This window comes from Paraglaciecola sp. MB-3u-78, assembly GCF_002835935.1.
Classification (GTDB): domain Bacteria; phylum Pseudomonadota; class Gammaproteobacteria; order Enterobacterales; family Alteromonadaceae; genus Paraglaciecola.
In genome coordinates this window covers 198142-220706 of the sequence record NZ_PJCF01000002.1, presented here as the reverse complement: position 1 = coordinate 220706, position 22565 = coordinate 198142, and the positions used below count along the sequence as shown (strand labels likewise).

17 protein-coding genes are annotated in these 22565 nt (G+C 43.6%); all 17 read right to left on the bottom strand.

The window, feature by feature from the left end; genetic code table 11:
- Nucleotides 1–57: 57 nt before the first annotated feature.
- The 17 genes from CXF95_RS02715 to CXF95_RS02635 all read right to left on the bottom strand — a co-directional run bounded on the left by CXF95_RS02715 (nt 58) and on the right by CXF95_RS02635 (nt 22510).
- Nucleotides 58–519 (bottom strand): Hsp20 family protein, encoded by a 462-nt coding sequence (locus tag CXF95_RS02715; RefSeq protein ID WP_101197279.1) that lies wholly within the window; start codon nt 517–519, stop codon nt 58–60.
- A 264-nt stretch (nt 520–783) separates the two neighbouring features.
- Nucleotides 784–1476: an aspartate/glutamate racemase family protein gene (locus CXF95_RS02710; RefSeq protein WP_101197278.1), complete on the bottom strand. Its 693-nt coding sequence runs from the start codon at nt 1474–1476 to the stop codon at nt 784–786.
- A 157-nt stretch (nt 1477–1633) separates the two neighbouring features.
- On the bottom strand, nt 1634–4744 hold the full coding sequence (locus CXF95_RS02705; protein WP_101197277.1) for a hypothetical protein: 3111 nt from the start codon (nt 4742–4744) through the stop codon (nt 1634–1636).
- A 54-nt stretch (nt 4745–4798) separates the two neighbouring features.
- On the bottom strand, nt 4799–5710 hold the full coding sequence (locus CXF95_RS02700) for a hypothetical protein (RefSeq protein WP_101197276.1): 912 nt from the start codon (nt 5708–5710) through the stop codon (nt 4799–4801).
- Nucleotides 5711–5742: 32 nt separating this feature from the next.
- A complete protein-coding gene (locus CXF95_RS02695) occupies nt 5743–10668 on the bottom strand; it encodes a hypothetical protein (protein WP_101197275.1) in 4926 nt (1641 codons plus the stop codon).
- A 2-nt stretch (nt 10669–10670) separates the two neighbouring features.
- Nucleotides 10671–12284, bottom strand: a complete 1614-nt coding sequence (locus CXF95_RS02690) for a hypothetical protein (protein WP_101197274.1) — start codon at nt 12282–12284, stop codon at nt 10671–10673.
- Nucleotides 12281–12751 (bottom strand): GPW/gp25 family protein, encoded by a 471-nt coding sequence (locus CXF95_RS02685; RefSeq protein ID WP_198556478.1) that lies wholly within the window; start codon nt 12749–12751, stop codon nt 12281–12283. The genes CXF95_RS02690 and CXF95_RS02685 overlap by 4 nt, the downstream gene beginning before the upstream one ends.
- A 55-nt stretch (nt 12752–12806) precedes the next feature.
- Nucleotides 12807–13139, bottom strand: coding sequence for a hypothetical protein (locus CXF95_RS02680; RefSeq protein ID WP_198556477.1), 333 nt, complete (start codon nt 13137–13139; stop codon nt 12807–12809).
- A gap of 61 nt (nt 13140–13200) precedes the next feature.
- On the bottom strand, nt 13201–14007 hold the full coding sequence (locus tag CXF95_RS02675) for a phage baseplate assembly protein V (protein WP_101197272.1): 807 nt from the start codon (nt 14005–14007) through the stop codon (nt 13201–13203).
- A 1-nt stretch (nt 14008) separates the two neighbouring features.
- On the bottom strand, nt 14009–15049 hold the full coding sequence (locus CXF95_RS02670; RefSeq protein ID WP_101197271.1) for a hypothetical protein: 1041 nt from the start codon (nt 15047–15049) through the stop codon (nt 14009–14011).
- On the bottom strand, nt 15046–15525 hold the full coding sequence (locus CXF95_RS02665; protein WP_157828051.1) for a HEAT repeat domain-containing protein: 480 nt from the start codon (nt 15523–15525) through the stop codon (nt 15046–15048). Before CXF95_RS02665 ends, CXF95_RS02670 begins: the two co-directional genes overlap by 4 nt.
- Before the next feature lie 4 nt (nt 15526–15529).
- On the bottom strand, nt 15530–19198 hold the full coding sequence (locus tag CXF95_RS02660; RefSeq protein ID WP_101197269.1) for a peptidoglycan-binding protein: 3669 nt from the start codon (nt 19196–19198) through the stop codon (nt 15530–15532).
- Between the two features lie 16 nt (nt 19199–19214).
- A complete protein-coding gene (locus tag CXF95_RS02655; protein ID WP_101197268.1) occupies nt 19215–19634 on the bottom strand; it encodes a hypothetical protein in 420 nt (139 codons plus the stop codon).
- Nucleotides 19635–19652: 18 nt separating this feature from the next.
- Nucleotides 19653–20207: a hypothetical protein gene (locus CXF95_RS02650; RefSeq protein WP_101197267.1), complete on the bottom strand. Its 555-nt coding sequence runs from the start codon at nt 20205–20207 to the stop codon at nt 19653–19655.
- A 48-nt stretch (nt 20208–20255) separates the two neighbouring features.
- Nucleotides 20256–21410 (bottom strand): hypothetical protein, encoded by a 1155-nt coding sequence (locus tag CXF95_RS02645; protein WP_157828050.1) that lies wholly within the window; start codon nt 21408–21410, stop codon nt 20256–20258.
- An 86-nt stretch (nt 21411–21496) separates the two neighbouring features.
- Nucleotides 21497–21958 (bottom strand): hypothetical protein, encoded by a 462-nt coding sequence (locus CXF95_RS02640; protein ID WP_101197265.1) that lies wholly within the window; start codon nt 21956–21958, stop codon nt 21497–21499.
- A 9-nt stretch (nt 21959–21967) separates the two neighbouring features.
- Nucleotides 21968–22510: a hypothetical protein gene (locus CXF95_RS02635; protein ID WP_101197264.1), complete on the bottom strand. Its 543-nt coding sequence runs from the start codon at nt 22508–22510 to the stop codon at nt 21968–21970.
- Nucleotides 22511–22565: the final 55 nt, after the last annotated feature.

The following is a 22565-nucleotide window of genomic DNA, read 5'->3' as shown; positions in this document are numbered from 1 at the left end:
CGGCGCTCACTAGGCGCCGTTATTTTTACACATAAAACAGGGAGGTGTGTTTAACGCTTATTCGTTATTTTCAATAAGCTTACTGCCAATCTCTATTTTTCTTGGCTTTTTCGACTCAGGTACTACACGCTCTAAATCAACATGTAATAAACCATTTTCTAAGTCAGCAGATAATACTTTAACGTGGTCTCCTAATTGGAATTTACGTTCAAAGCTTCGCTCTGATATGCCTTTGTGTAGGAACTTACGTTCTTCTTTTGAGGAAGAATCATTACCTTCTTTTGCTGCTTTAATACCTATTACCTGTAAGGTGTTTTCTTGCACTTCTATGCTAACTTCATCTTTAGCAAATCCGGCAACGGCCATGGTAATACGGTATTTATCCTCAGCTAACAATTCAATATTATATGGAGGGTAGGTAGTTTGTTTTTCATTTTTTGAAGCCGTGTCAATCATTGATGCTAAGTGGTCAAAACCAATAAATGAACGGTAAAGTGGAGATAGATCGATGTTACGCATTGTGTATATCCTTTAAAAGTAAGCAATATAAAATTTAAGTTGCCCCGATAAATCGGCGGCGTTTTTGGTATGGATTCCCTGTCACCAAACCCAGTATGGGTTATGCTATCTATATGTAGTTAACACGTCAGAAACATATCCTGTGTTTCTGTATCAACCCTTTCGGCGTCGACAAGATATATATGTAGTTGGCAATGCTTTTTTCAATGTTAATATGAATATTTATTTTTTAAAAATATTTAACTAACTGAAATATATATAAAATTATTTTAATGATTCTTCGACTGCGGACTGTGCGTGGATGATCGTGGTGTCATAAAGCTTGGTTGCAGTGTCGTTTTTATTCAGTAATAAACCTATCTCAGTGCAGCCTAGAATGATCCCTTGAGCGCCTCTGTGGGTTAAGTTTTGAATGATTTGCAAATATTGAGCCTGGGATTTTTGGTCCACTATCCCCAAGCATAATTCTTCGTAGATAACGCGATGAATAATGTCTTGTTCGATGTCTGTGGGAAGCAACACATCAATGGAAAATTTATCGATTAATCTATTTTTGTAAAAGCTGTGTTGCATAGTGAATTTGGTGCCGATCAGGCCGATTGTGGTCCTTTTGTCTGTTACAAGTTGTGCACCTGTAGCATCGGCAATGTGTAATAAGGGGATATTGACAGCATCGGCGACTTGGGATGCCACCAAATGCATAGTGTTTGTACAAATCAGAAAGAAATCAGCTCCTGCCGCTTCAAGGGATGTCGCGGCGTCACTTAAAATGTCTGCCGTTTTTTGCCAATCACCTTGATGTTGCAACGCTTCTATTTCTGCGAAGTCTACGCTGACCATTACAAGTTTTGCAGAATGTAAACCGCCTAACTGTTGTTTAATGCCCTGGTTAATTAATTGATAATAACTAGCCGTAGACTCCCAACTCATGCCACCAATTAAGCCAATCGTTTTCATCATACTTTTCTTTAAAGAGAACAAGTGTATGACGTTATAATATTTAGAAGGTAATTAAAAGCCGGTAACATTAGCAGGCTAAATTAACTGGCATGTCACAGATTGGCTGTGAATAAAGGTATTTGCGTATGATTTTTAATCAGTAAATGACAATGGTTTAAGTTGTGCGTGTATGTACTAAAACGCTTGCGGTTTTTAATTGTGTCTCAATCAAAAGTTTTTTAGCTTGAATAACAAAACTTTCAGCTAAATCTTCATTTACATCAAGAATTTCCACTAAGTATTCTATTCTGGCAGTGGCTAATTGGTTGATGCGGGTTAGGCCATTTTCTTGCAATCTCAGAGCTCTTACTTCGCCAATATAAGCAATATCTGTGAGTGCGATATTGGTGTCGGTCTGAGCAATATTAGAGCGGTTGATTCTTCTTATGGGGATAGATGTTGCCTCATATACAAGTCGCCCTGTATTGGTTAATAATGGTAGCCGGCATTTATGGCAAAGTCCTATTGTTGCAGGGCGATCGTCTGGTAACAATACCGCTGTGGTTTGATCTAAGGTGGTTTCTTGTTGGCATTTATTGCAAAAACAGCTGCTGTTTTTGTCACAACATTCGTCACTGGGCAATTGGGAAGCGGGTGTCGCATCACAAAAACCTAGCGTCGGTAAAGCGGGTGGCGCAGCAGGTTGTTCTTCAAATCCTATTGTTAAGTCGGTGACAGTCAAATCTCCTGGTGCTTGGGACAAAAAAGTAATGGGAATATCTTGCAGTGTTTGGGTGACTAGTGAAGTGTTTTTGACTGTTAATGTTGTGCTTTGGGGTAACAAAAATTGTATTTCTGCGTGGCTTGCGGTGTCCGGAATGGTACCTCTTAACACATGGGTTTCAGCACTGTCAGGGTTAATGATGAGCGGGTTATGCTTAAAGATAGTTTCACCAGTATCCCTTAAAAAACTTAGATGTATTTCTGGCGGCATTGTTGCACTGGCATCATCAAGTGTGGCACTTCCGATGAACTCAAAGTCGAAATTTTTCCCTGCTTGTACTTCAGCCTTTTGAGCTAAAAATACCGGCTGTAAAAAATCACTTATGTTGCTCAAAAATCGCTGTCCATTACTAATATTGGCAACAAACATCTTTCCAGGTTGTGCATCTGCAGGGGTAAGATGCCAACCAATTAGCTCATCGTCATGCCTTTCCAATAAATCTGCATTTAGCAATGATTGAGGTGTGGCAATTAACGAGATTCTATCCACTAAAACACTACTGGAATTAGGCACCACTAACCTAATTTCAACTTGCTCAACCCCTTCAGGTGCTTGTGTGCGTAGCCGGTAAACTGGTGTTTTTCTATCATCTGACTGATAAATGCCATTGGGTAAGGTTAATTCCTCTGTTTTGACAAGGTTGCAGCTGTCGCCACGCCAGATAATGTCAATTCTAGCGTCTTCGCCATCAACATTAACCTCGGCACTGAGCTCGTAATGACATCCGGCTACTGCCGCTGCGGTTTGTGAAATACCGCCAGTCTCTATGTCACTACTGATGATAATAGCGTCAAGAGGAGAGCCAGAGGGTGCCAACCCTGGACCAATCTGCTGCCACCCGAGCAAGGTAAATGTTGGCATATTCAATTCAAGTTGGAAATCATAATTAAGCAGTTGTTCACCTTCAGGGCATCTTTGTTGCTCAACGGCATTAAGAAAATGATTAACTGTTTCAGTCAACTCTTGGCTGTCCAATTCAAAGTCAACTCGGCCTAAGGGTTCAAATTTGTTCAATTTTAACCTAGTGGCTTGTTCGCCTTTACCTACTTTTACTTCTAGCGGGATCTTGAAGGTTGCTGTTTTTTGCCTCAGGCGAAACTCTGCGTAAGCTTGATTGGAGATTTCGGTTTGTACATTCTCTCGCCACGACAGGCCGCCATCAGTAGATTGTTGTAATAATGCTAAGGGATCTTCTGCTGAATCTGCGAGACTCCACTGTGCTTCACCTTCAATACTTTGCAGCATTAACCAATAGCGAGCTGGTTTGGCGCTTTCAGCGCGTACTTTAGCCAGTTTAATCGGTTGTGAAAGTACCACATTAGCCCAAGTGGGCGAGGGGGACGTATCGGTATTAATACTAAGTTCTATCGCTTTTGAGAGTAATGAAACAGAGTCAGGTTTGCCGTCTAAATCGGCTCTTAAGTCGAGGTGCAACTTTGCGACTGGGCTAACACTGGTTAGCAATAAATCAAAGGCATCGATTGCAATGTCGGGGGTATCGGTATTATCCATCAGGCTAAATGCCTGAGCTTGCGTTAGCGCCGTGTTAATAACTATGGGTATAGCACTCTCATTTATTTGATCCAAGCTACCCTGAACAACCGTTGAGTTGGTAAAGCGGCCTTCTATTTTAGCGCGGGTATCAGCGCTGACTAAACGCGCTCCAACTGGAATAGCTAGATCTAAACTCTTGTTCGCAGACTCACTTACCGCATTAAAGGTATAGGGTAGTTTTACCGAAGCAAGTTTGTCAGGTAGTGCACTTTGCTGGTTAACCGTGTCAATTTCGAGATTCAGCTCTACGCGAGCAAGCGTGCTAGTACTTAGGTTTAGGGATACTAAGTAAAAACCACTTTCTTGCTTAGCCGTGGCTAAACTAGCCTCTAACATTTTGCTGAAATCAATACTGGATTGTTCATTAACTAAGTCGCCCGGTTGCACAAAAAAGGGCGCAGATTCGGCAATTCTCAAAGTCACATTAGTGGCAGTATTTCTTACCAATACTTGAGTGACATCTATTGCTGTTCCGTTTGCTTTTGTCACTCTGATTTTTTGCACAGTGAGGCTAGGTAGAAATGACACTGAACCGACAGGCAATGTAAAACTGTCATCCCCCGGCGTCTTAAATGCTCCATTAGCGTTGACTTCTATAAAGGTGCCTCCGCCAATATCCACTTGTAAGGTTGCGCCACCCAAGTCTGTTCCTATCATCCGCAAAAGTGTCACTTTTCGATGGAAATCAATTTCTATCCAGCTAGGCGTGATAGGGATGACGGATGAACCCATTACTCTGATGATCGTTTCGCCATTTGTACCTGTTGCTGAGGATGCTTCAAAAACCACATAGTCTTCAGACGGGCCAATTCTTCCTGAGCGATCAATGGGTATAATGCTTGCCTGTGCTTTAGTTATTTTGGCATTAAGGGGAATTCGACGCAGCAGCAACGAACGATCACCTTGGAACAGCGCTTTGTTACCAACAAAGCGCTCGTTAATTTTCATAGGGTAGCTCCTTTTCGTTCGCTGCCGTTTGCCATTCCACTTGAGTCAAAATCTTTACACCTTTAACAACACCATGACTTTTTGCTCTTGAGTCTCTCGTTCGGTATTTGAATCGGACGGCTCCCACATCAAGCCAGTGGTGTTCATATTAAAGTGCGCCACAGTCAAATCTTTTGGGCAAGAATTGTTTTGACTATTGTTACCATCCCCGTCTCTCAAACTAGGTGACATATTGATGGTTTTTTTAGGTATATATTTCATAAATAAATCATCAGCATCGCCCTTTTTACGTATACTGCCCACAGTGCGTTCCTCTCTACAACAGCGTTCAAACCATGGAGAGTGACAATAGTCGTCCATATCAAAATCATCATTAGGTGATGAGAACATTGCTTTCCACAGTTCGGTTTCTAAGTCACCTAAGCTAGAATCGTCTGTATAAGGGACTTCAAATAATTCCAATATTTCGAATAGGGGCATCTTAAATTGTATAGGCAAATCGCCATGTTCTATCTCAACTGAAGTGCCATCAGGAGCCTTAATTTTTTTCTCGCTGGTGTGATAGAGGTAAAAGTACGCTTCAGTGGCTTCCTTGTCCTCATCTATAGCGCAGACCACTTGAAAAGGTAGCAGCTGATACACATCTACTAGTGGGCAGGCTTTTAGATTGTGCTCGATAAGATTGATCTCATTTTCTTTAAGACGCTTAAATACTTTTAAGTATCCTGATCTTTTAGGAATAGCTTGCAGCGCTTTTTCTAACCATTCTTTGCATATTTCTTCGGTGGTTTTCCCTCCTAGTTTTAATGCATTTCTAGCAGTCTCGACTTCAGTGACGCCAGCCACTCCGTCTTCAACCTGTTTACATATATCTTCACAAACTAATACTTGCATTTCGTTCATGCCTTCAGCGGTAATTAAATCACCGGGGGCAAATTCTACATAGGGTTTACAGTCATTGGCCATTAGAGTGACTCCTGTTGTTGAGTTTACACATACTATTGCCCACCGCGGTCAACAGTGGTTTCACAGTTTTCACGAACAACTTCGACCTTGACGCCTGCAGCTTTGGCTTGCCTAACACCCATGGCTCCAGGTCTAAGTGATTCATTAACGACCCCAGTGATTTCATCACCAAGGACAGCATTACGGGCACTTTCAAATCTTGAACCAGCAAAGTTTACTAATAAGTCAAAAATGGCTGGCTGGGTTTCACACACCACTACTGAAACTTGATTACCCCAAATCCCGGGCGCTTTTGCCGATATCTCGACAAAACCTGAGACCTCGGGCTCTGAAAGAAAAATCTTGGCAGGCTCACTAGAAGAGCCGCCGATAAATGCAATAGCGTTTGAAAAAGGAATTGATTGTGCTGAGAAACCAAGAGGTACTTGATTAACCAACTTCGCCCTTATCAAATTGGAGTTGGCATTCACAATAGTCACTAAGTATTGGTTATCAGTTTCAGGCTCGGTGACAACATTAGAATGCGTTTCAGGTTTATTCTCGGGCACACTAAACAAAGCTTGATTAAATCGACCACCAAATCGCGCAGGCAAGTCAACGGGTAATATTACTCTCATGGTACCCGCTTGATGAACCGTATAGTCAAAGGTCACTTTGGTTGTATGTATCTGTTTGGGCTGGGGCTGACTATACAAAGCAGACACTTGTGCTGGTGGTTGGTTATGAGCCTGGCTTATTCCCATCAGACCTAACTCTAGATTGAAGCCTCCGGCAAACCGTCCTGCATATGTAGATGGAGAATCAAAATGGGTTTGATCAAAGCGGCTGTTATGGCACTCAACATATCGCCAGTTTGATTGTCCTTTGGGTAGCATCAGTATTTGTTGTTTTTCTCTGGAAACAGCACGTACCAGCGACGATGGAGGATCACTGAAGATAAGCTGTTGTTCTAGGCAATACTCAGAGGTGTCTTTTTCACCTATGGTGACCACTGGATAGAGCTCTTCGATATCAGGCTGTTCTGATGAGTGAGAGGTGATTTGTACACTAAACAAAGATGCAATTGTTGATGTAACAAGCTCTGCGACTAACATGCCTGGTGTAGACAGCAAAGTGCCTGTCACGATCACCACTTTGTTTAGATAAGCGTTAATATCTATCTCTGTGTTGATTAAAAGTGTGGTCAATAACTGTTGATCTTTGTCAAACAATTGGTACTGATCGCTCTGATAATACAGTTTTCCCATAAACTGACTTTGTGTATCGCTAATTTGATATTTGGAAATTATGCCAGCGCTGTTCAAATCTGTAGTTTTGACCTGAATATCTATGAATGAGCTGGTTGTTGTAGTTACCTGAGATTTAACAATTAAAATATTCGGGCTAAGAGCATTGTTCAAGGTAATTGCCGGTGTTTTTTCCAACCCTTTGCTTAATCGCCATATGTTTTTGGCAGGCACTGTCATATGGGGTAACAGCGGGCCCACTTCTAGCTGACTCCCGGTAATCTTGCGTGTTTGACCATTCTTGCCGGTGATAAGTGCCGCAACGCCATGTTGAGCATGAGTGTAGAAGGTGATCTGTTCTTCTGGGTGAACCAGTGAAAACAGCCTGATATACCAATTTAATTGGTCGTTAACTAGTCCAGCACCCAGTACTCCGTGTTTAGCCTGAATAAGGATATTGCTTGGTACTTCTGCGGCACCACTGTTAGTTAAGGGAAATTGACTGCCATGCTCAACATCAAACTCGTTATTCATAGGGCTTTTTGTAGGCAAATATTCTTGCAGCTTTAGAAAACGTATAGCAAATAATTCAATGCTACTGTTGTTGCCCGTTGATGGCGATATAAGACGTAATTGGTTATTTGCTTTTAGTTCCGCTAATCCAGGAACCTGAGCATTAATTGCCGCAATGACTTCTTCGACAAAAACTTGATCTTGCTTGCCACCTTTTATGTCTATAGTGGTTATTGGTTGTTGATCGATGCGCAGTTTAATGTGATTCCGTTCACTCAAATTTACCCCAGCAGCTAAGGGGATGTTGCTTTCTAATACAGCAGAGGTTGCGCTGCTACCCTCAAATACACTGGCAATATCCCCAAACAATAAACTTTTCCCGTCAGAGCCAGTATGGGCAATGAGATTAATACGGCTGCTCAAACCAAGGGTAGGTGAGGTGACTACTAATACCCCTGCTTTTTCAGACGCAATACCTTGACCTGCGCTGCTATTAATCTCGTCTACTATTTCAGCTAAAGATACTTGGGTAACATCTATCGCATTTTTGGCACAGTCAATGATTAAGGGGGCATTGCCGTCCAGCGCTATTTCAAGGAAATGCTGCTCGGATAAATCAAGTGAAATACCCGTGAAATCAACTCTACCTGTGATAGTAGCCGGACTTGCCTCCCTACCTACATAAAGTCTGGGAGAGTGAATGCCAAGTATTATTTCAGTGGCATCTGCAGGCAGAATTTCGATCCGGCTATCAGCCCCAGCTTTTTGGGAACTTAAAATAAGATGTTTACCGTCGTGATTGGCAACATTTTTGCCAAAAGCCACATTTATCGCAATAGTAATTTGTGCCAAAGTGGTACTTGCAGGAATGGGCCCTACACAAGAAATGTCTAAGGGACCGGTGTCATCAATAATTAACTTGAGATGGGATTTGCTACTAAGATCAACCCCGTTTGCAAGGTCTTTAGTGCCTTCTAAGTTGACACTAAGGGCATCTAGGCCACGTATCAGGCCTGTTTCAACATCCAGTATTAGGCTGCTTGCATCGGTCACCTCTGGAGGAATAAATTCGATGCGACTCGCCTCAATAGCTCCACTGTCAGTAGTGGCGGCAATCAGCATTAATTTTCCATCTTCTTGTCTGGCGATAGTGCTGCCTAATTGATTATTGATGTTTTCAATGACTTCAGATAACAAGGTGGCCCTTGGTCTAGGCCCTGCGCAGTTGATGGTGACTGCTAGGTTGTCATTCATTTTAAGGGTCAGATATTGCGCAGTTCGCAAATCAACGCCACGGCTTAAGTTAGTGGTGCCAATGACTCGGGCAGGTATTGCGTCTTGCCCTTGTACTAAGGCCGAGTTAAAACCAAAAATGCGTTCACTCGCTTCACCTTTAATTGGTGCCTGACTAACAAATCGAGTGGTGTGAGTATTTGTGATCGGACTGATAATAAGTTGACTGTTGCTGCCTTTTTTAGGGCTTAGTAAGGTCAATAACGAACCATTGTGACTAGCAATATTGGCTCCTAAAACATGATTTATGCTGTTAGTGATATCATTGATTGAGACGCTTTTTAGGTCCTTAATTGTACGTTTAAGATCGATGTCGACTGGCTGCGATTGGTCCAGCGTTATTCTAAGTTGATGACTAGCATATAAATTTATCCCACCAGACAGATCAGTCAGACTGGTTATTTTGGCTGCCGTTGCGTCGCTGCCTTTTGCGCTCCTTGAGACTATCCCTAATAACACTTGTGCTGCGTTATTAGGCCCACCGTTATTAGGAGCCGGGTCTTCGATAGTCAGTTTGCTGGCAATACCTGATGTGGTAGACGATAAAATTAAGTTTCGTCCATTATGACTGGCCACTTTTTTACCAAGAGTGTCGTTAATCACATTGGTAATTTCAGGTAACTGAGAGGATTCAGGAGCAAGCCCGCGACAATCCACGTTCACCGCGTTGCTATTATTAACCCGTATCCGCAGAATATAGTATTCGGTTAGATCTACTCCTTTACTAAGATCACTTTTGCCTATCAAGGTAGCCGCTAATTTATCATGACCCATTACTGCGCTGGGCGGCGAGCCTAAGAGAGCATTTTTTGCATCTTGTGCAGCGGCAGATAAAAAAGTGATGCTACTGCCAGCACCTATTAATGACGATTTTAGAGTCAGAAATTTATCATCATGACTGGCAATTGAACTCCCTAAGGCGCTATTGATGGCATCACTAATTTGCTCGATTGTAGTGGTTTCAGGAGTAGGCCCAGCACAGTCAATTTCTGCGAGTTTGTCTGTATTCAGTTTAACTCTGAGGAAGCGCGTCTGGCTCAGATCATGGTTGCCCGATAAGTCGACACTGCCAGTGTAAATTGCGGCAGTTGCAGCCTTACCTTTAGCGCTATGGGCAGCAAAACCAAGCACAATAGGCGCCGCATCATTGACCTGCTCTTCTAACAATATGCTACTTGTGGCTCCGCTAGTTAGGGCAGTTAGCACTAGTTTGTGGTTTTGGATAGCAGCCAATGGTGCATTAAATGCCTGATTGATGGCGTCTACTATTTCTGCATTGGTTACAGCGCTAGGGTTGGCTGCAGTTGCTAACAAATCAACACTGACTTTGGCTTTCGCATTTACTTTAATGTTTAAAGTTCTGCTGGCAAAGGTACCTGAACTGCTTAAATCTAATGGATTATCAAGATTAACCAGACCGACAATACGCGCTGCGGTTGCAGCATGTCCATGGGCAACAAGGGACTCTTCACCAAACAATCCATAAGCTGCATCATTCCCACAGTGCAGCTCGGTGACTAAGCTGTCTGATTGCCGTGTCCACCAAGTGTCTATATCGTCATAGCTGTCAGCAATTGTCAGACCCAGATTATTTGCAGTAGTGCGCAAAATACCTTGTACTGTCACTGTGCCTTCTAAGGCGGTTTTTATATATTGTTTTAAGTGGGTTCTAAATTCTTCAACTGTTTGTTGAGGCCGAGGCGCCAGACCGAATAACGCAGCAATTCTAGCCAAATCGTCAATTTTATCGGCTCCACTATCAGCATGGTCAACCCAATGGGCTCGCATTAATGCGGCTAGACTGTTCTCCCCGTGAAGTAATTCTCTACCAAAAGTATCTACCACAGTTTTTAGCGCCGAGCGTGTGCCCGATACTTTAAAAGTGCTAGGTAGGTAGCTAAGGATACGTTCGGTTTTTGTGGGCATGTTTAACTACCGTTTTCCTGTAACAGAATATCCGCAGCATCTATGTCCAAGCTGACCCACCAATTTTCACCATCTATGACGGCAACAATTTCAAATTCTCCGCCTAGTATTTCGCCGTCTGTTGCGTTGCGTGGTTCAAGGGTTGATTGCAAGCGACTGCGATCTGGTATGCGTTGAGTGCCTGGAACAATCGGCCCGTCTTCACTCACAATACTCTCAATACCCTGCTTTAAAGCCTGAACATCCGAAGAGGGAGTGATGGCAACCAAATCCACTATCCGGTCGACTAACTTTGAAGTGCCTGGTTGAGTGACATTACTTACCCAGGATATGACATCTACTATATTGGCGCTTTTGACATCATCAGTGGCTTTTATCGCATCCAATAGAGCGGCGCCTTTAGCAGGATCGCCGCTAGACAACTCGTCAACATAAAGTTGCAAGTTGGCAATGATTTGCTGCTTTATCTTTTCTTTACCTTGATTGGTAATGCCTGCTGATATTTGTGCGACTATTTTGGGTGTAAAGAACACATAACGAGCCACTAAACTGACATCTATGCCTGCAGCCCGGGTGTTATGCACTTCTGTTTGTAAGCTGGGAAACCGTTCAGGTTCAGCTTCTATTAACAACACGGTTGTGCCCGGTTCAGAGCGTTTTAACTCAGGTCCATTGGGATCCCATATTTCTAATAAATTGCCGCGCCCCGCAAAAATAACTTGTGCTAGTGCAGCATGGGTTGCCTTACCCAATGCTCGTAAAGCGGCCTTAGCTCGCAACCTTAATTCTGCGTCGGTTTCATCTTGGGCGGCTAGAAAAGTGGCTTCAAAGTTGGTGATGCGCGCGATACCTTCAATGGTTTGTGCCACTTGCGTAATGCTGGCCGAATCAACTTGACCCGCTTCCTTACGAAAGTCGTTAGTGGCTCTAACAGGCACATCTATACGCGCTTGTCCTGTTTGTAATGTTCTCAGTTGTGTGGTTTCAAAGGTGGTATCACCTTTGGTGGTGGACAATAAGGTGCCTGAACTGATTGTGATATTGCCGCTGCTTTGAGGATCGCGAAAAAAGGTCACTAAACCCACTGCGAAATCGGCGGTTTTACGCTTCACATTTAGAATGGCAACGACTTGATCCAGTGACACTCCGGTGGCGGTATCAATAAAACCATTTAAGTAAGCTAGATTAATTTGTTGGTAAACCGTGGCGATTTCTCTGCCAATTGCCTCAGACAATGTACGAGTAACACTGCCTACGTTGATGTCAGTCAGAGGTGAGTTAGCATCTGGAATAAAATAATCCGCAAAGAAAACCGACTCATCGACAGGAGCCTTAGCACCTTCTTGCCAGACGATGACGTTTTCATCGGGTTCGTAAATAAAATCGATGTTTTTTTGGAAACTATGGGAAAAAATTTTTAGTTCGCCATCCACTTCTTGCTCTATCTTGCCAGTGATACCGCGCACATCACTTGCTGGTTGTGATAGAGGATAACGCTCAGATTTTTTGTCAAAAAATATCGGTTCATTCACGACCCCGCCAACCATAGCAGTCAGAATATCATCCACCACTTCTTGGTATGGCCGCTCTATCAAGTTAAGCGTGTCCGGATTCATTGGGTTACTCCCGGTTCAAGGAAAAAGGGAAAGACCAAATTAAAAGGGGTATCTAAGGTCAGTGCTTTTAACGTTAAATCGATATCTACTCGAGTAGGATCACTCACATTTTTGCTGACAGATATGCCAATGACTTTTTCAATTCTTGGTTCATCTGCTAAGGACTGCAGCACAAAAAGTTTTGCGCGATTACGATTGCTGGCGGAATTAAGCTCGCCAATAAGTTCATGTAAACGAGAACCGTAGTGAGGGTGACCTAGCTGACTTAATTCGCCAGCACGGGTAAGAAACCTCAGCAGCAATGCTTGTTGAAAAGAAGCGACGCCCGTTAGGGTTTGCAGATCAATTTGTCCGGTTTCTTGTCGCGGGCCTGTGCGTAAGTCACGGCCTATATCGCGGTCATGTTGGTTCTCTAAATTGCCTAATAGCTGCAAATCAGTACCAAATCTTTGTTCCACTAATGCCAAAATTTGCTCCTTCTAATTAGGTAGGCCAGTTAAGTAGGCCAGCTATGGAGGCCAACTATGGAGGCCACTGGTCGAGAATAAAGGGTGCTGCTGGTGGCCCCAAAATAGTCAAAATACCTGGTGGTGACGGGATGTTATCTCCCAAGCGTACTAAGGGTTTACCCCCTACAGACACTCCCGTGCTGGCAAATGGGCCAATAGGGATAGTGTAAGGCACGCCAGTCACCGAATTAATCATCAAACACATCGAGCCCGATGTAGCTAATGGCATGCCATTAGCTGTAATAAAAGGCGGCAACACCGCTATTATGGTGCCGCTGTCAGGGGCTCCTGCTGCACCTGGACTAAGCAACACCATAGCGCCTATTGAAACGGGAGGGCCGGGCACTTTGTTCTCATTGTTAATTGGTTGTCCTGCATACAAATCTCCAGTTATCTTGATTAAATGCTTAAGGTGAAAACAGTGTTGTGCCTTTTACCGACACTACACCGCCTTGTACTGTGGTATTTGCGCCAGCTTCGAGTTTTGCAGTTACACCGCCTTTTGCATTTAGTTGGGTGCCCGCTTCAATAGTGGTATCTAGCTGGCTCTTCATTGATATATTCATCGCGTCAACACTAAAGTCTCTGTTGGCTTTTAAAGCAATTGAACCTGCGGCTTCAACTTGAATGTCACCGTCTTGATTCATGGTCATTTTGGTGCTGCCAGTGAGGATTGTCACTGTACCGCCGCTGGTGTTGGATTGGTCAATGGTCATTTCTGATTTGCCTGCTGTGGCTTTAATTGTGCCGTCTGTGATGCGTACCGTAATTTTGGGATCCATCTCGATGATTATTTCTCTTGGCTCAGAGGTTTGTTGCTGTAAATTCCGTATTGCGGCTTTGAGGGTTTTGTCGTCTGCATCATCCAGCGGCAATCTGAAAATTACCTCATCATTATTATTTAGTGGTGGGCGATCTTGGTCGTTGTATAAACGACCAATGACTATAGGTTGATTAACGTCGTTTTTGACAAAGGCAACCAGCACTAAATCATTCACATTGGGAATCGCCACTGTACCGATACGGTCAGTGGAGATAGGCACACGTTTTAATAATAATTGGCTGTTTTTAATTTCCACATCACAAGCATAATTATCCGTGTCTGAGTCTGAACTGTGAGGGTAGACTTTTTTTACTAGGCCTAGTTCTGTGGCCCGCATGCCACGGATTTCGTCGCGCACTATGGCTTGAATGGTATTGATTATGTTGGTCATATCAAAACCCCGCCAAATTGCTGTCGATGGAACGAAACATCACTTGGGTAGTAAAACCAGTCAGTTTGGTAATACGGTGAGTTACCCCTCGCACCTGATAAATTTGATTTAATGGGTCTTCGGGTAACCCGCTTAACCTAATCGTATCGCCTAGTTTAACTTGTGGACGGCCGACACTCAGCAAATGACCGCGCATAGTTTGTCGACCTAATTCAGTCAAGGCTGCATCAGCTGCTTTTTGCGCCGCCTCACCAGTGCGCAAAGCGGATCTCTCGAGCCGTAGAGAAGAGCTGTTATTAGGAACTCCGTTGTTAGCAATTCCGCCTGCATTACCCCTTAGACCAGAAAAATCCTTGGTTAGCCACGCCCATGACTCATTGCCATTGTTGCTACCACTTTCACCCCAAGCTTCTACTTTGGCACTTAGCGGTGCTGAAAAGTCCACTTTTAGCTCAATGATGTGACTGGCGTGGTTGAATACATGCACTTGATTTCCACCAGAAAATTGTTGGAATACAAGTTGATTGTCACTATTAAAATACAAATCGAATCCGCACAGTACTGCGAGATCTTGCATATGCTGATAGAAACTCTTTTGTCCATCTATTACGTAAGCTGGGAAATCTATGCCTGATTCAAAATTGGCTGTATCTACGCCTGCTTGGGAGGCTAGATCCTTGACAATATCTCCGGCAGTTTTACTTTCAAATGTTTGGTCAGTGAAGGCGCGCAACAAAATGGCGGCGTCAGAGTAACCATGAATGTGATCCAGAGTAGACCCTTGTTCTACAACATCTACTTTGCCCTTTGCAACTTGTATTAATTCTCCTTCCTGGTCGGCGTAACCTAATTCGATGAGTCCTTCATCTTCCCGCTCAGGCGTGAAGTGCCCTATATTGCCAAGAATTAACTTAAATTCATTGCTGGCAACATGCATATCCAACCTCACTAATAAGTCTACCAAAGTGCTGGCTTGCGGCTCATCGGTGGTGTCGACTAATTGTCCACCAACAGTGAATTTATAAGCGGGCGTCAAACTCATGTTTGCCCCTCTTGACTTAAATGCTTTAATGCAAGGGATACTGATTTGCGTATAAAGGGATCCTCACTATTCCTTTTAAGTTTATTTAGTACGGGTTTAGCTTTTGTTTGACCGGAGGCCGCCAAACATTGAATTTTAACATTGCATGCAGAGATATCTTCATCATCTAGATTATCTATTAATAGATCCGCGGCTTTATCTGGATGGATTTTGACTATGGCTCTAGCCGCTGCTATGCGAAATACCGGATCTGGACTGCTAAGATAACTTGAAGCCGTGTCGAATCCTGCATCAGCGCCAATTTCGCCTAAACAAATAAGTGCACGTTGATGAATAAAGTGAGCTTGTTGTGAGTCCATGAGTATTTTTTGTAATAACGGCACAGCCTTGTTTTGCATGTCTATTATTTTAGGCAAACCGAGAAATTCATCATCGGACATGAGTCTAATCAGCCTTTTTATTTCTTTGATACTCATAACATCATTCCAAAATTTCCAGAAAACCGCCGTCATCCATGGTCTGACATTGGTCGGGCTCAAGGCGCACAGTGTTTGGAGTCGAAGGTAATGTTGTGGTGCCTGCACCTGTCATTAAATTGTTTGTTCTGGCATCGTGGGGCAGGTGTAAAACATGACAAATTTCGTGGCCAAAAGTGTATTGACTGGCAGAGTCAGCCACTGAAACGCCAGGCTGACCCACAGGAAAAGCGGAACAACCAAACAACCCCATGCTGTTAGAACGAACAAAATAAACAAGGAAATTGTGGGGGCAGGTGTCCCGTCCTAACGCAAACAAAGCAATTTCTTCAGGATCTCGGCTAACATTGCCACCTATGGTCAACGGGCAGTCGGTTTGCGCAATATCCAGCAGTGCTGGATCATCAACAATGGTTGAGGAAACAATTCTGAATTCAATGCCGCACTGGGCCACCACTCTGTTGGCTGTTGTCATATCTGCAGCTATGGTGGGAGCTGCGCCTTGAATGGTGATGGTACAAAATCGAAATACTCTGCCGCGCACTTTGACTGCAACTGCACCTGCATCTGAGTGTGGCCCATCGACCGAAAGTTTTAGTTTGCCCTGTGCCCGGCACCTTATTATTTCTATTGACTTAGGGGCTGCAAAAGTAATGTCAGCCCGAGGGATCGCATCTGGGATCGCCATAATAGGTGTTGCCGAAACAAATACATTCCCCGAGGTGCGATTTAGTGTTATTGACAGGCTTTCAAGAGTATCACCTGCTTGCGTCTCGCTATTGAGTGTCACTTGTATACTGTTTGCTGTAATGCCAGCAATGGTCACTCTTGCTCTAAATAATGAATTGTTTTGAGTGCCAAATAAATCACTAATGTCGAAGCTGCTGCGAAGGCGATTTAATACGCCTTCTATTTGTACTCTGGTTTGTGAGGTGTTAAATGGTGCAACATTATTGCTGATCATTACCTCAGCTGCGGTGATCATCACACGATCGCCGTCTTGTTCCAGCCCATCTATACCCAATTGAAAGCCTGTATCTAGGCTGTTATCACTAGGCGCACGGGCCTCTGCCCAAAAAATAGTGCCCACATGATTGGGGGTGGCGGGTGTACCTACTACTTGAGATATAGCTTGATTAGCCACTAATTGCGGCAAATTCAAAGGTGTTTGTGTGGCAGTGGCGACTTCTTCTGCGGCACTAAATAATTGCACTTTGTTACTGATGGCTTGCACAGATAAAGAGCCTGTGAAGGTTTCGGGCAATGCTCTGCGCAAGATAAGCATGGCACGAGTCGCCTGTGCTGAGGAATTTTGAACTTGTAACATTCTACCCGGCGCTATTTTGTCGGTGTCACTTAATATTAATACCTCATCAGCCGCATTTGTCTGACTGCTGCTTATGTCCAAAGTGAGCAACACTGAGGTCATTTGCTCAGATGTGGAACGACCATTTTGGCCAGATACGACTATTTGTAGGCTCAAAGTGATGTCGCTTAATATAGCACTGGGATTTGGGCCACCTTCGCTAAAAAGTGTTACTCCTGCTAGTAACTGGGCATCAGTAAATAGGTTGTCGTTACCATCAAATTGCAAGGCTGTGCCGCCCGTTGCTGCGGTAAAAAACAATACTTTGTCATCAGGTGAACGAGTAAATATCCCTGTCCCAGTAAATGTTTGATTAACACTCAGCACTAGGGGTTGGCGTTGCGGACTGGTGTGCGGGCGTTTAACTACTATGGTTGGCGGAGCTGTAATGCTCGGTGTAATATTGGCAAGTAGCGCAGGTACAATAACCACATTAAAACTATCTTGGTCTGAGGCCAGTCTTTTACAGGCAAAGGGACCTTTTGCCTCTTCAATAGGTTGATCAGTGCCCCGGACAACTACTTCGCCTGTGACTTCTAATGTGAAAATACCTGGCCGTTTGTGTTTATCTGCATCGGGGTATTCAAAACTGCCATCAGCTTTAGTCGTGGCCTTGATCCCAGTGCCGGCGCGTAAGCTGCCTGATGTTTTAGGCACTTCGCCATCCATAAACTCTCCATCTGGGGCGATAAGTGTGTATTGACCAACAAAAGGTGTGCCGTCTTCAAACTTAATTGAACCGCGCACCACAAAAACAGGCGCAGGCTCAGCGGCTTCTCGAGGCCAAGGGTCGCGAGTCGCAGCACATGACTCTTTGCCAGCACCCACATGAGGCTTAACAAAGCAGCAACGGCTAGAAACGCCGCTATCATTTAAACACCAAGCACTATTCACGGCGCCAGCAGAGGGTTTATTAAATGTATCTGGTTGCACAACGTCGCTAGGTAACGAATCATCGTTAATAAAAAGAAATTCAGTACGCCGGTTAGGACGCCAAGCGAAAGTTATGTCTTTTACGGGATCGAGTTCACTGCAGCCTAGCCATTTTAGTAATTCACCAGAACAGTTAGGTAAAAATTGACTATCCGCTATAGACAGGTTTTTTAAATGTAAATATTCTTGAATTAACATAGGCCAAGTTGAGTCACCTACATCCCCATCGTCATTTAAGCCGTGTTGACGCTGAAATTCTCTTACCGCACTATCAGTTGCCGAGTCATGGTTACCATTGATAGTGCCGGTGTAAAATCCTAACTCTTGCAACATTTGTTGATATTCACGTGCGCCCCAACTATCTCCCAAGCTGGCGCCAGACACTCTAGTGCGGCGGATTTGATCCCACTCGTCTATGGCTGCTTGGTTGTCGTCGGCAAATCTAAGTACTGAAAATGCACTGCGTGCTCGGCGCTCTGACAGCGCTTGATTGTAACTGGTTGAACCTGCCAGATCGGTGTGCCCTAAAATCACCAATTTAAGATCAGAATTAGCCCGAGAAAAATCGCTGACTTGTTGAAGTACATCGAGCATACAAGGTTCAACAAAAGCGCTGTCAAAGCGGTAATGGATCATAAAGGTTTGTGCGATTTTGACGTCACTACGTAACTCTATGCTAACGCTAGTGGTTTCTCCGGCACGTACTTCGGCTGGCACGTTACCTGTCATTTGTGGCGTATCAAGTACCACTGCATCACAAGTATATTGACCTGGTGGGAAATCCTCTTCAGTCCAAATATTGTTATTGCGGTTGGTTAAGGTACGAAATAAATCTGTACCGTCACTTTGCGAGCCTCTTATTGTGACCGACACACGGCTAAAATCAAAAGCACTGTTGCCAATTACTATTACTTCAACAATTAAGGTTGCGGTTTCTGTGATTACTGGAGGGATAATCTCTGGAGGTTCAGTCGGATTGGAGGGGGCAGCAGTGAATTCACGTAAAGTAAATGAGTATTCAAAACGGTTAGGTTTACCGGCAATTTCGGTGACTTCCATATCTTCGATTAGGACTTCATCGATGTCGGTAGCACTTATAATATCCGAGACAAAAGATAAGGGTTCAGCCGCTTTAAATTTTTCACGTAGCGCTTTTAAACCGGTTGCAGGATTTTCCACATTATCTTCTTCAACACTCACGCCCGACAACACCCCTGACACTTTGATTAAGGTGCCGCGACGTCCTTCTGGTTGATAGAAGTTACCTTCCAAAGCCGGTATTTCATGCTCAGTTAACATCTGATCGGCATCTATGTTGAGTTGCTGTACTTGCTGTAACTCAATATCGCCAAGCATGGGTTTGATACGCTCCATGATGCTCGTGTCCTTACTAAGAATTAAGCGTATTCAAATGCCCAATTATGGCGTCTAACAATGCGATGATTTCAGTCTTGATTTCATCAAGTGAGGGCAAGCTTGTTACTACGTCAGCTACCGACAGTACATCATTGATTTCGTCACTGCTCTCAGGCAGTAAATTTTTTGCTGCTTCTAGAAACGCCTTAATTTTTTCGGTAAATTCTGACGCTTCGGCTAACCCTGGAATAGTGCTGACATCGAGGTTTTCAATTTCTGCCTTTAATTTGTTAATTAAATCAATTAACTTGCTCAACAGGTCATTAATTTGATCCGGAATGATTGCTTTTAATGCCACCATTGCAGGTTGGATAACACTAATGTTTTCATCCAAAAAGTCTTTGAAATCCTGTAATACGTCTTTTAATTCCTCGAATAAGTTTGTATCTGCCATGGTTTCATTCCTCTTAAACTATGGGATGTTTGATTGATTAACACTTTGGTTGAATGCACGTAGTCGGCCGAGAAGGCTGCCAAGAGGCTCAAGAAACTGCTCTAAGCCAGTTGGAAATGACAGGCCCAAATCTAAGCCGGCTACTAAGTCTTCAAGTAGGCTGTTTGCATCGTCTAAAATGTCGCTGTTAAGTGCTGAAACGTCTTCTGGTTCTAATGGTTCAATGTGCTCACGTAGTGTCAGTACATAGGCAAAACGATTGGGTTTACCAGCTAGTTCTTCTAGCTTAAAATCGTCTATTAACATCTGTTCAATATCGGCATCAGCAATAATGTCAGTGATAAAGGTGACTGGCTCACCAGCATTAAATTTGTCATCGAGTTGTTCAATAAAGCCAAGTGCATCATCACCTGAGGCAATGCCTGCCAACATTAAACAAGATGGTTTTCTGCCCATGTTCTGTAAAAAACTTCCATCCATGTTAGTCGCTCGATGTTCGGCTAACATCCGCTTGTCATAGCTCCGCACCACTTGCACTTGAGGCAGGGCTAAGTCATCTAACATGGGTTTCATAGGCTCGCCTTTTCCTGTTTTTTATCAAACGCTATATCAAACGCTATATCAAACATTGATCCCATGCCTCCTGGCCTGTTGATCGATAATACGTTTTAATGCTTCGGCAAGTTTTTCGTCATCCAAGTCATGTTCATGCTGTGTGAGCAATTGGCTTTCACGCATTAGGGCTGTGCGCTTACCTGAAACTTGCAGTTGTTGGTTGATCATTTTGCTGACCGGAGGAAACTCAGGTTTAGCCATTTCTACCTCAGGACGGACAAGTGTCGTCGGCTTGGCATCACTGGTTTTTAAAGATAAAGCTGGCTTCACTGTTTGTTTTAATTGAGGAGCCGGGTTGTCTTGAGATCTGGCGCTTCTTTGTCTATTTGATTTAGCTAGTTGCTCGACAAAAGCTGTTGCCGTTTTATTACTTTTATCGCTGTGTTTCACCAGTTGTTCATTTTTGAGCAATGGGTATTGCAAGGTTTCGAGAGACGCTTGCACCTTATGATTGCCTGTGGCTATTTTTTGTTGCCACAAGGGTAAAGTGTTGGTCTCGTTTTGAATGGCCACATTTTGTTTCAGTTGTTGTTTTTGTCTACTGGACAAAGACACATTGTTGGTTAGTACTTGGTTGATGATTCTTTGAATATTACTATTTATTTGTTGCTGCCATTTTGATGAATTGCAGGCTAGGGCAGTTAAGTTCTTAGATGAGTTTGATGTTTTTCCCTTAACAACTTGCCTAAGCTTTTTCTGATTTTTATGGGGGGATTTGTTTACCAATGCTGGGCTAATAACTTTCTCTGAGGCGGCACTTTTTTGCATCCAATCACGCAAGGATGTCACTTTTGCCGCTTTTTGTTGCAACATCACCTGATGCAGTTGACGATCTGCTTTTGACTGGGATATTTCACTGAACTTAGCAGACTTTGTTGCACTTTTAGTGGTGGTATCACTTGCATGTTTTTTCGAGGCATTTGCCCAAGTTTGATGAGGGTTTATTTTTGTCTGGACGGTCTCAGTTGCCGATGGTGCGGGTTTTCTTTGCAAGTTTGCTTTGCCTGCCTCTTGTATTAGATCATCTACACTGACATCCAATATCTCGCTTAAATATTTTCCCAATAAGGGCTCATGATTTAATTGTGACTCAACCTTGATATCTTTGAGCCATTGATAGCCGTACAGCACTGAATAGCTGGATTTTAATGTTTGTGACATTGCTCTTTGCCAGCATTGGGGGGAGGTAGCACAAAACATTACCTGCGACATTTGTTTTTGTGAATGGAGCAATTCGACAGATGAGATCATGCCAATTGCTCAGCTTGATTGCTCATCTGCAAAAACATCAGAATTTGGCCTATGGTCATGGCGCTGACTTCTTCAGGTGTCCAGCCAAATTCTTTGGCCAAAATAAAACACGCTTTGGCCAAAGGTGCTTGCACCATTTCCTCTAAGGCATTGCGTGAAGCACTGATACCACTTACCCGATTGATCTGCTCGATTAAAAACTTTGCAAGACCTGCAGGTAGTTTGCTTATTTGCTCTAGCTCCATTTTTGGCGTAAGTAGTGCACGCTGGATCATTAACGAAGCTGACAAGTTTTCGTCTTGATTAGCCGCTTTAGCAATCAACTGTAAATCCCGCACCGTTAGAGGTTGAAGCGTTACTTTTGCTTCTTCATCTGAGGTGTTGATCAAATCAGCTGGGATCACAATATCGTGCTGTAAACTGCTGCCAGCCAGTAAGTCGTCACTGGTTAAATGCATGACATCTCCTTAAGCGTCTATGGCTACAAACTCAGGTACAGCAGGAACTGAACTTTCAGAGTCACGGATATCAATACTTTTCGCTTTAAAGCTAACCTGCTCCATGATGAAGTCGTCTTCTGGCATGCTGTAGCTCCAGTTTTCTAGTTTGACGCCGTTTACCACCAGCTCCGCCTGTCCGGCGACTGAGGTATCTACCATTTGTATAGTTAAGTTAAATTCCGGTTGAAATATGCGCTGACTTTTTGCCTCTTCATTAAACGCTTTTCGACCCATTAATAAAGCAAGCAAGGCACCGTTAATGTAGGCCCGGTCAATCGTGCCGCTTATATGGATATTACCTTCGTGCAAGGAAGTAACATGACGAAAACCTATCTCGTGGAACTCCTCCAAATCGGTGTTGATCCGCAGGCAAATGCCTGTTACTCGACCCACTGCTTGTTGAATTTCGTACGTTGCCGCAATACGCTCGGCATCTTGTCCCGGCAGTGTGTCCAAAGGCGCAATGGTTAAGCTGCCATGGGCGCCAGTTAATACATTAGAAATTGGCATTTTTTGAAACTCCTATTCGAGGAACCTTATTCGAGGAACCTTATTCAAGAAACCT